Raw genomic sequence first — 9,483 nt, 5'->3', positions numbered from 1 at the left:
GAGGCGATGGTCGGCTTCGCCCGCGGCATCCTCGGCAGGCAGCAGCAGGCCATGGACTACTTCGCCGGTGCGGAACCGAGCGGGCGGGTCCGGCTGGGCGTGTCGGAGGACCTCGTCTCCGACTGGTTCTCGCAGATCGCGCAGCGGTTCCAGCGCAGGCACCCGCGGGTCGACCTCGATCTCACCGCCGGGCTCAGCACCCCGCTGCACGACCGGCTCGCGCGCGGCGAACTCGACATGGCCCTGATCAAGCAGGCGGGCAGCGAACCGGCCGGGCGCCTGCTGTGGCGGGACGAACTGGTGTGGGTCGGCACCCCGGGGACCGAGATCGCACCGGGTGATCCGGTCCCGCTGGTGGTGTACCCGGAACCCAGCATCACCCGCGCCCGCGCGCTGTCGGCACTGGAGCGGGACCAGCGGTCATGGCGGATCAGCTGCACCGCGGACCGGCTCAACGGGCTGAGCATGGCGGTGCGCGCCGGGCTGGGCGTCGCGGTGTTCGCACGCAGCGTCGTCCCGGACGGACTGGTGCCGATCGAGAGCGGACTGCCCGCGCTGGACCGGATCGGGTTCGTCCTCAGTGGACGAAACCCGGTGCGCGGCACGCCGATGAGCGCGCTCGTCGACATGATCGCCGCCGCGGGCCGCCCGGAGGTCGCGGACGCGCGCTGAGCGCCGCCGCGATCGCGCCGCGCGATCGCAACCATCACGCCGCGGGCTTTGCCGCCGGGCGCCGCACGACCCGACACTGGACGGGTCAGTGCTGGTGACCTGGAACGGGGACTCATGCCGGAGATCGATCGTCGGCAGGCGCTCGGCGGAGCCGGAACGCTCCGTGCGGTCGCGCTGAACGCACCCGGTCCGGCACCGGTCGCGGTGGCGGAGACCACCACCGAAGCCCGCTGCGCCTTCCCCCTCGTCCCGGAAGAACCGGACGAGTACGACGGCGGAACGCCGCGCGGCGCGCACGCGGGCGACTTTCCCGTGCTGACCGGGCAGGACGCTTCGGTGCACCTGGAATCGGGGCGACCGCGCCGACACCACCGCGTGGGAGCTGAACCACGTGATCTCCGGCCGGGCCCGGTGGGCCGTGCTGGGCACCCGGCCCGACGGGCAGCACCACGACGCGGAATTCGAGGTGCGGCGCGGAGATCGTGTTCGCGCCGCAGGGTTTCTTCCACTGCTTCGAGCACCCCGGCGATCGAGCACCGCTGGACGTGCCGGTCGTGTTCGACACCGGCAGTGCGGAACCCGATGACGACATCGGCGTGGTCGGTGCCCTCGGCTCGCTGCCGCGCGAGGTGCTCGCCGCCTCCGTCGGCGTGCCGCCGTCGGCCTTCGACCGGGTGCCGACCGAGCTGAAACCGGTGGGCATCACTCGGCGCGCCCGACCGGGCACGTCACGACATCAGTCCGAAGTGGACAGTCCGCCCGTCTCGGCCCCGCACCCGAGCGGAGGCCGGGACGGATGCGGTGCGCAGCAAGGAGAGAGGTGCGGGAATCGTGAGTTTGCCGGGTGGTTGGGAGCTGGTGCTCCTCGTCGGCGTCGTGGTGCTGTTGTTCGGAGCGGGCAAGCTCCCGGACCTGGCGCGGTCGGTCGGCCAGTCCGCGCGCGTGTTCAAAGCCGAAGCGCGCGGCATGAAGGAGGACGAGGCCGCGGCCCGCGCCGCGCGGGACCGGCTCCCCTCGGGCGAGAACTTCCCGGGCACGACCGGAACCGAAGCGCGCGGCGAACGCCGCGAGGAGACCGGAAGCTGACCGGGGCCCGGGAACCGATCGGGACCCGGAAGCAGACGGGAACCAGGGGAGCACAGCGCAGTGGCCAGGACGCCGCGCCACCCGCACCACGTGCGCGGCCCGCGCCGCCGGTGGGGCAGGAGGCACAACCCCGACGGGACGATGACCCTCGTCGACCACCTCCGCGAACTGCGGTACCGGCTGGGCGTGGCGATGATCGCCGTCGTCTTCGGCGCGACCTTCGGGTTCTGGTGGTTCTCGCACCCGCTGTTCGGGGCGCCGTCGCTGGGGGACCTGCTGCTGGGGCCGTACTGCGCGCTGCCGCCGGAGCTGCGGTTCAGCCCGGAGCCCGGCCAGTGCCGGCTGCTGCAGACGAAACCGTTCGAGGTGTTCGTGCTGCAGCTCAAGGTCGGGTTCGCCGTCGGCTCGGTGTTGCTCAGCCCGGTGTGGCTGTACCAGCTGTGGGCGTTCATCACGCCCGGCCTCAGGGACGGGGAGCGGAAGTTCGCCACCCAGTTCGTCGGCTTCGCCACCGTGCTGTTCGCCGCGGGTGGGTTGCTCGCCTACTTCGTGGTGCCCGAGGGCCTGCTGTTCATGGTCGGGTTCGGCGGTGACGCGTTCTTCACCGCGCTGACCGGGGACGAGTACGTCGGGTTCGTGCTGCTGATGCTGTTCATGTTCGGGTTGAGCTTCGAACTCCCGCTGGTGCTGGTGATGCTCAACCGGGCCGGGCTCCTGTCGTACGCGAAGCTGCGCGGCTGGTGGCGCGGCATCGTGTTCGGGCTGTTCGTCGTGGCCGCCGTCGCCACGCCGGGCCAGGACCCGATCTCGATGCTGGCGCTCGCCGCCGCGCTGTGCCTGCTGTTCGCCATCGCGCTGGTGCTGTGCCGCCACCACGACCGGGCGAAGGAGCGCCGCCGGGGCGCCGCGCCGTCCCCGGACGAACCGTCCGCGATCGACCACCGGCCGTCGGCACCCACCGCTGCGGCCCGAGCCGAGGAGGAACGTTCGTGGCTGGGGTGAACCGGCACCGCGCCGTGGAGCGGACCGCGCCGCTGCGCCCCGTCCGCAGGCGGCCGCGGGTGGCCGCGCGCACGGCGACCGCGCTGACCTCGGCGTTCGTGCTGCTGGTGACCGGGTACGGCTGGAACGCGCTGGGCCGGCTGCCGGGCGAGCTCGCCGGTGGTTCGGGCTCGGGCGAGGCGGTGGACGTGCTGCTGGTCGGGCTGGACGGCCGGACCGATGCGCAGGGGAACCCGCTGCCGCCGGAAGTGCTGCAGGAGCTGCGCACCGGCGACAGCGGTTCCAGCCTCACCGACACGGTGATGCTGCTGCACGTGCCCGCCGACCGCAGCCGCGCGATCGCCTACTCGCTGCCCCGGGACTCGTTCGTCGCCGTGCCCGGCCAGGGCGAGCACAAGATCAACGCGGCGTACGGGATGGGGAAGGCGCAGGAGCGGCGGCGGCTGGCCGCGGACGGGGTGGCCGACCAGGCCGAGCTGGAGCGCCGGTCGTCCGCGGCCGGGCGGGACCTGCTGGTGCGGACCGTGCAACAGCTCACCGGCGTGGACGTCGACCACGTCGCCGAGGTGAACCTGCTGGGGTTCTACGAGCTCACCAGCGCGATCGGCGGTGTCGAGGTGTGCCTGAACGAGGCCGTGGACGACCCGTACTCCGGTGCGGTCTTCGCCGCCGGGCGCCAGGAGGTCGAAGGCGGCGATGCGCTGGCGTTCGTCCGCCAGCGCCACGGCCTGCTGCGCGGCGACCTCGACCGCGTGCAGCGCCAGCAGGCGTTCCTCGCCGGATTCGCCCGGCGCGTGCTGTCCGCCGGGACCATGGCGAACCCGGCGAAGCTGCAACGGCTGCTCGACGCCGTCGAACGCTCCGTGGTGCTCGACGGGGACTGGAACCTGCTGTCCTTCGCCGCCGAGATGAGCGGGCTCGCCGGGGGAGACATCGAGTTCGGCACCATCCCGATCGTCGACCCCGAGTACGACACCCCCGACGGCCAGGCCGTGCAGGTCGACCCGCACCAGGTGCGGATGACCATCGCCCGCGTCAACGACGGGCTGCCGCCGACCCCACCGGTCCCGCCCGCGCTCGCCACCAGCACCGTCGACGTGATCAACGGTGCGGACGTCGGCGGCCTGGCCGCCCGCACCCGCGACGCGCTGCTCGCCGCGGACGTCCCCGTCGGCGAGGTCGGCAACGGCACCGCGACCGCCCGCTCCCACGTGCTGCACCACCCGGACGACGCTGACGTCGCCCGCTTCGTCGCCGAACACCTCGGCGGCATCCCCACCACCGCGGACCCGTCGCAACCGGCGGGCGAGCTGCGCGTGGTACTAGGCCAGGACTTCGACGACTCCGATGCCGAAGAGTTCGCCGCACCCGCACCCCTGCGCCTCGACGGCCTGCAAGCCGCGACCCCCGCCCACCGCGAACCCGACATCACCGCGGACGCCATCCCGTGCGTCAACTGAGGGGTGGCAGGCACAGTGCGGTGGAACCTCACCCCGGATGCGTTTCGCCGCCGACCGGGGCGAGGACTTTGCCGGTGTAGTAGCTGGAGAGCTGGTCGGCGGCGAAGAAGACGTAGGACGGGGCGATCTCGTCGGGCTGGCCCATCCGCCCCATCGGCACGTGGTCGCCGAACCCCTCCACGGACTCCTCCGGCAGCGTCGCCGGGATCAGCGGTGTCCACACCGGACCGGGCGCGACGCAGTTCACCCGGATTCCCCGCTGTGCCAGGGATTGCGCGAGCGACATGGTGAGCACGTGCACCGCGCCCTTGCTCGCCGCGTAGTCGATGAGGGTCTTGTTGCCGCGCAACCCGTTGACCGAACCGGTGTTGATGATCGCCGATCCCTCCGACATGTGCGTGAGGGCGGCGCGGGTGAGCCAGAACGGGGCGTACACGTTCACCTTGAAGGTGCGGTCGAACTGCTCGGTGGTGGTGTCGGTGAACCGCTCCACGGGCGCTTGGGTCCCGGCGTGGTTGACGAGCACGTCGAGACCGCTGAGTTCGGCGGCGGCCTCGTCGACGAGTCGCTGGCAGGCCGCTTCGTCGCCGAGGTCGGTCCGGTGCAGCTCGCACTGCCGCTGCTGGGCGCGGACGAGTTCGGCGGTGTGCTCGGCGTCGGCGTCCTCCAGCTCGGCGTGGTAGGCGATGGCCACGTCGGCGCCCTCCTTGGCGAACGCCACCGACACGGCGCGGCCGATGCCGGAATCACCGCCGGTGACCAGTGCGCGCTTGCCGTCGAGCAGCCCGCGGCCCCGGTACTCGGCCATCTCGTCGCGGGGAGCGGGGACCATCTCCTCGGTCGCGCCGGGCGCGGTCTGCTGCTGGGCGGGGGGAGAGGTGCGTGCGGACATGGTGCTCCTCCTTCGTCGTGCGGATCGCGTGCTCGCCCCGTGGTCGCGGGGGAGCGAGGTGTCCGGCGGTGCTCGTCCTCGCGGGCGTTCGCGGAAATCATGGTGCGGCGCAACCACTTCCGCCCACTGCGGCAGCGGTCCCGGCGGTCGCGGAAGCCCTGCGGTGGCGGGGGCGGCGGGCGGTTCGCCACGCCCGGTTCGTCGCCGCACCGCGCGAGCCACGGGTGGGTTGCTCCCGGGACGCCGCGCTCTCGCGGTCCAGCCGGGAGCGAGGTGTTCCCGCGGTCTTGCTCGTCGGCCCGGGCGCGCGGTCAGGCCGGCCGGACGGTGCGCTTGTCGCGGACCCGTCCGCGCAGGTCGTGGATGACGACCTCGCCGCCTTCCCCGCGCAGCTCCAGGCAGGCGTCCTCGACGGCGTCGGCCTGGCAGGAGACGCGGTGTTCGGCCGCCTCGGCTCCGACGACCTTCCAGCCGTCGCCGGTGCGTTCGGCGGGGACGACGTGCAGCACGCTCATGTGGTCCTCTCGTCGCGGTTGCCGCCCGAGGCCTTTCCGCCCGGGAGGACCAGCAAACCCGGATCGCCGGCGTGCCCGTCCCGGAACCCGGCCGGGCACCGCGGGCACGCCACCGGTCCGGCCGCGGTGGTGGACGTCCCGGATCGGGTACCGGACCACCACCACCGCGCGGAGCGCCGCACAGGCGGGGGAATCGTTCACCACTCGGTCCGGAGGAGCGGGCCGTCCCGGGTGCGCGCGCAGAGCCGAGCTCCGGCCCGGCCGCGTGCTCAGCCGGGACTGCCGGGCCCGGGGTGGTCCGCCCCGGTGGGCTCGATGACCTCCAGCGCGAGGGCGCGCCCGTTGGCGAGCCGCCGCACCCCCTCGTCCGCGGCCGCCTGGACCTGTTCCGGGCTCGCCCGCTCGGGGCCGAGCAGCGCCGTGACCGCCGCGGCCAGCACGCGGTCGTGGTCCTCGACCGGCAGCCGCGGCGGATGGTCGGCGGCCGCGACGAATCCGGTGGTCAGCGCGTGCAGTGCCAGGGCCTGGTCGGCCAGCGGCCAGTCGGTGCTCGCCAGCCCGTTGGCCCGCCAGATCGGCAGCACCTCGGCCATCACCGCGTCCGGGCCCAGCACGTCGAGCAGCTTCGCCGACCGGGGATCGTCGGCGAGCACGCCGAGCAGCCCGTCGTCGTGGCTGCGCAGCGCGTGCACGAACCTGCGCTCGGTGGTGGTGCGCACCACCCGCGGGAACCACCGGGACGGCCGGGCGAGGTCCGGTTCGGCGGTCACCGCGGCCATCGCATCGTCGGCCATCGCCACGAAGTCCCGGCAGAGCAGGCCGAGCAGCAGGTCCTCCTTGGTCCGCCAGTACAGGTAGACGGTGCCCTTGCCGATGTGCGCCTTCTTGGCGACATCGGAGATGGTCACGCCCTTGATGCCCCGGCTGATCAGCAGATCTCCGGCGGCGGCGAGGATGCGCCGCGCTTTGGGCGAGCCGTGTTCGGGCAGGTCAGCCAACGGGTTTCTCCTCCTGCGGAGCCGGTTCGCCCAGCGTTTCGCCCACGATATCGTCGTTGTTGCGGGCGGCCGCGTCGTCCCGGGGCATCATTCGCTCCGCCAGGCGCCGCCCCGCTTCGAACCGGGCGAGTTTCGGCATGGTCCGCCGCAGCAGGACCTCCCGCCGGTTGTCCACGACGAAGATCTTGCGCTGCTGGAACGCGCTCCGCTGGTACCGGTCGACGTAGGGCCGCAGCAGCGCCTCCCACTCGGCGAGCGCCCGCGGCACGTCGTCGGCGTGCCGTTCCAGGACGGCACCCAGCAGGTCGGCCCCGGCGAAACCGGCGGACACCCCCATGCCCGCGTAGAGGGTGACGCACCAGGCCGAGTCGCCGACCAGGACGACGCGGCCGCGGTGCCAGGTGTCGAGGTGCACCTGCTCGACCGAGTCGAACAGCAGCCGGTCCGCGGCTCCCGCCGCGTCGACCACGTCGCCGAGGGTGCGGCCGAGCGGCCGGGGCCCGAACGCGGCCCGGATGCTCTGCGCGGGCGGCCGGGTGAACTCGGCGTCGACGTCATCGGTCCGGTACGACAGCAGGATCGTCGGGTCGTGGTCGCGGAACGCGAACACCCACATCGAGCGCCCCGGTTCGAGCAGGGTGGCGCCCTGGCCGGGCGCGAGCCCCGGTGGTGTTCCCGCGTACTCGAACGCGCCGATCATGAAGTTCAACCGGTGCAGGTGGTCCTCGTGCGGGCCGAACACGAGGGACCGCACGGTGGAGCGCAGCCCGTCCGCGCCCACGACCAGGTCGAAGCGCTCGGTGCGGGTGCTGCCCGCCGCGGTGTCCAGCAGGGTGACGTCCACCCCGTCGGGGTCCTGGACGATCTCGGTCGGCACCGTCGAGTAGTGGATCTCCACGTCGGAGGGCAGCGCGTCGAACGCCGCCCGTTCCGCATCGCCGCGCAGCATCATCCAGGGTTTGCCGGGCACGTCCGCGAAGGACATCCCGTCCCGGTGCCCGCCGTTGCGGTCGATGTCGAGGTGCTGCACGGTGCCTGCCCGGTCGTGCATCGAGTCGAGGATTCCCAGTCGCCGCGCGGCGATCTGGCCAGTGCCGAACAGGGCGACGAAGTAGCCGCCGGAGCGCCGTGCGGGCGCCCGTTCGACGAGCACCGGGGTCCAGCCCGCTCGGTGCAGCCGTGTCGCGGTGGCGAGTCCGCTGATGCCCGTGCCGACTACGAGGACTCGTTTCGAGGGGGTGGCCGTCATGCCATCGACCATACTGACCAAAAAAGTCATTTGGTCAGTCAGTGGTTCAGGTCACCATTTTGCGGATGGCCGCGTCATGCGCCGACGTCGCGGCGGAGCAGGTCCGCGGTGGTCTCGCGGCGCAGCAGCGCCTCGACCCGCCCGTCCCGGACCGCGATCAGGGGTGGGCGCCCGAGCATGTTGTAGTTCGACGACAGCGGCACGTGGTAGGCGCCGGTGCACGGCACGGCCAGCAGGTCGCCCGGGCGCACGTCGGCGGGCAGCGGCACGTCGGTGGCCAGCACGTCGCCCGCCTCGCACTGCCTGCCGACCACGGTGACCGGCCGCGGTTCCGCCGTGGCGGGCCTGCCGATGAGCCGGGCGGTGTAGCGGGTGCCGTACAGCGCGGGCCGCGGGTTGTCGCTCATGCCGCCGTCCACGGCGACGAAGGTGCGCACTCCGGGGACGTGCTTGACCGCCGCCACCCGGTAGACCGTGACCCCGGCGCGGGCCACCAGCGCCCGGCCCGGTTCGACGGTCAGCCGCGGTTCGGGCAGGTCGTGGCGGCGGCATTCGTCGTGCAGCGCCGTGCGCACGCGCAGCGCGAAGCCGAGCAGGTCGAACTCGTCCTCCCCGGGCAGCTGCGGGACGGCGTGCCCGCCGCCGAGATCGAGCTGCGGGAGCGGCACGCCGTGCTCGTCGCGCACTGCGGCGAGGAACCGCAGCAGGTGCCGGGTGGCCTCCTCGTAGGCGGCGACCCGGGTGAGCTGCGAACCGAGGTGGCAGTGCAGCCCGGCCAGCCGCAGCCGGGGCTGCGCGAACACCCGCCGCACCGCCTCCGCCGCCATGCCGCCGGCGAGGGCGAAGCCGAACTTCTGGTCGGCGACGCCGGTGACGACCGCCCGGTGCGTGTGCGGGTCGACGTCGGGGGTGACCCGCACCAGCACGTCCTGCGGTTCCCGCGCGGACTCGGCGAGCAGCGCGATCTCGTCGAAGGAGTCGAGCACGATCCGGCCGACCCCGGCGTCGGCGGCCGCGGCGAGGTCCGCGGGGGTTTTCACGTTGCCGTGCAGCACGATCCGCTCCCCGGGGAAACCGGCTTCGCGCGCCACGGCGAGTTCACCCGCCGAGCACACGTCGATGGCGAAGCCCTCCTCCCGCATCCACCGCGCGACGGACCTGGTGAGCAGCGCCTTGCTCGCGTACGCGATCTCCACGCCGGGCAGGGCGGCGCGGTACTGGGCGCACCGCATCCGCACCTCGCCCTCGTCGATGATCGAGCACGGCGTGCCGTGCTCCGCCGCGATCCGCGCCACCGAGGTGCCACCGAGCACCAGGTCCCCGTCCCGGTCGAGCTCCGCGCCGACCGGCCACGGGGCGCCGGGCAGTCGCGGCAGCAGCGATTTGCGGAAGGTGGGGAACAGGTCCGCGAGCGTCATCGTCGTCTCCCATTGAGGACTCCGGGCGGCGGTCGCGCCGCCGTGCCCCCGAGGGAACTCCCGCTCGCCGCCGTCGAACCGGACGTGGACGCGATCCCGACGCGGCGACCCCGGATCTTTCCGCCGTGCTGACGCCGCACCGTGTCGCCGCGGGTCGCCAGGTGGTCGGCAGGTGCGGTCGAGAGATCTTC

9 protein-coding genes are annotated in these 9,483 nt (G+C 73.3%); 4 read left to right on the top strand and 5 right to left on the bottom strand.

Annotated elements, in window-relative coordinates; all coding sequences use genetic code 11:
- The 4 genes from ABZ805_RS24310 to ABZ805_RS24295 form a co-directional block, all read left to right on the top strand.
- A partial coding sequence (locus ABZ805_RS24310) for a LysR substrate-binding domain-containing protein (protein ID WP_358444572.1) occupies positions 1-672 on the top strand: 672 nt, incomplete at its 5' end.
- A gap of 831 nt (positions 673-1,503) precedes the next feature.
- The gene (gene tatA / locus ABZ805_RS24305) at positions 1,504-1,758 is read left to right on the top strand and encodes a Sec-independent protein translocase subunit TatA (protein WP_358444569.1); all 255 of its coding nucleotides are present in this window, start codon (positions 1,504-1,506) and stop codon (positions 1,756-1,758) included.
- Positions 1,759-1,818: 60 nt separating this feature from the next.
- Positions 1,819-2,760 carry a twin-arginine translocase subunit TatC gene (gene tatC / locus ABZ805_RS24300; protein ID WP_358444567.1) on the top strand — a complete coding sequence of 314 codons (942 nt, stop codon included), beginning with the start codon at positions 1,819-1,821 and terminating at the stop codon, positions 2,758-2,760.
- Positions 2,748-4,220 (top strand): LCP family protein, encoded by a 1,473-nt coding sequence (locus tag ABZ805_RS24295; RefSeq protein WP_358444564.1) that lies wholly within the window; start codon positions 2,748-2,750, stop codon positions 4,218-4,220. Before tatC ends, ABZ805_RS24295 begins: the two co-directional genes overlap by 13 nt.
- 28 nt (positions 4,221-4,248) lie before the next feature.
- Here the strand turns inward: ABZ805_RS24295 and ABZ805_RS24290 are convergent, their stop codons facing one another.
- The 5 genes from ABZ805_RS24290 to lysA form a co-directional block, all read right to left on the bottom strand.
- Positions 4,249-5,112, bottom strand: a complete 864-nt coding sequence (locus ABZ805_RS24290) for an SDR family oxidoreductase (protein WP_358444561.1) — start codon at positions 5,110-5,112, stop codon at positions 4,249-4,251.
- A 311-nt stretch (positions 5,113-5,423) separates the two neighbouring features.
- Positions 5,424-5,627, bottom strand: coding sequence for a DUF2188 domain-containing protein (locus ABZ805_RS24285; protein WP_358444558.1), 204 nt, complete (start codon positions 5,625-5,627; stop codon positions 5,424-5,426).
- A gap of 269 nt (positions 5,628-5,896) precedes the next feature.
- Entirely contained in the window at positions 5,897-6,625 is a 729-nt protein-coding gene (locus ABZ805_RS24280) for a helix-turn-helix domain-containing protein (protein WP_358444555.1), read from the bottom strand.
- Positions 6,618-7,874 carry an FAD-dependent monooxygenase gene (locus ABZ805_RS24275; protein ID WP_358444553.1) on the bottom strand — a complete coding sequence of 419 codons (1,257 nt, stop codon included), beginning with the start codon at positions 7,872-7,874 and terminating at the stop codon, positions 6,618-6,620. The genes ABZ805_RS24280 and ABZ805_RS24275 overlap by 8 nt, the downstream gene beginning before the upstream one ends.
- A 74-nt stretch (positions 7,875-7,948) precedes the next feature.
- On the bottom strand, positions 7,949-9,292 hold the full coding sequence (gene lysA, locus ABZ805_RS24270; protein ID WP_358444550.1) for a diaminopimelate decarboxylase: 1,344 nt from the start codon (positions 9,290-9,292) through the stop codon (positions 7,949-7,951).
- Positions 9,293-9,483 lie beyond the last annotated feature (191 nt).

The organism is Saccharopolyspora sp. NPDC047091 (assembly GCF_040643635.1).
Taxonomy (GTDB): domain Bacteria; phylum Actinomycetota; class Actinomycetes; order Mycobacteriales; family Pseudonocardiaceae; genus Saccharopolyspora_C.
Note: the sequence above shows the minus strand (reverse complement) of the source record. Positions and strands in the feature narration are given on the sequence as shown.

Coding starts and splice junctions, on each gene's coding strand:
- ABZ805_RS24290 (WP_358444561.1), bottom strand. CDS start 5,112: ATGTCCGCACGCACCTCTCCCCCCGCCCAGCAGCAGACCGCGCCCGGC.
- ABZ805_RS24285 (WP_358444558.1), bottom strand. CDS start 5,627: ATGAGCGTGCTGCACGTCGTCCCCGCCGAACGCACCGGCGACGGCTGG.
- ABZ805_RS24275 (WP_358444553.1), bottom strand. CDS start 7,874: ATGACGGCCACCCCCTCGAAACGAGTCCTCGTAGTCGGCACGGGCATC.
- lysA (WP_358444550.1), bottom strand. CDS start 9,292: ATGACGCTCGCGGACCTGTTCCCCACCTTCCGCAAATCGCTGCTGCCG.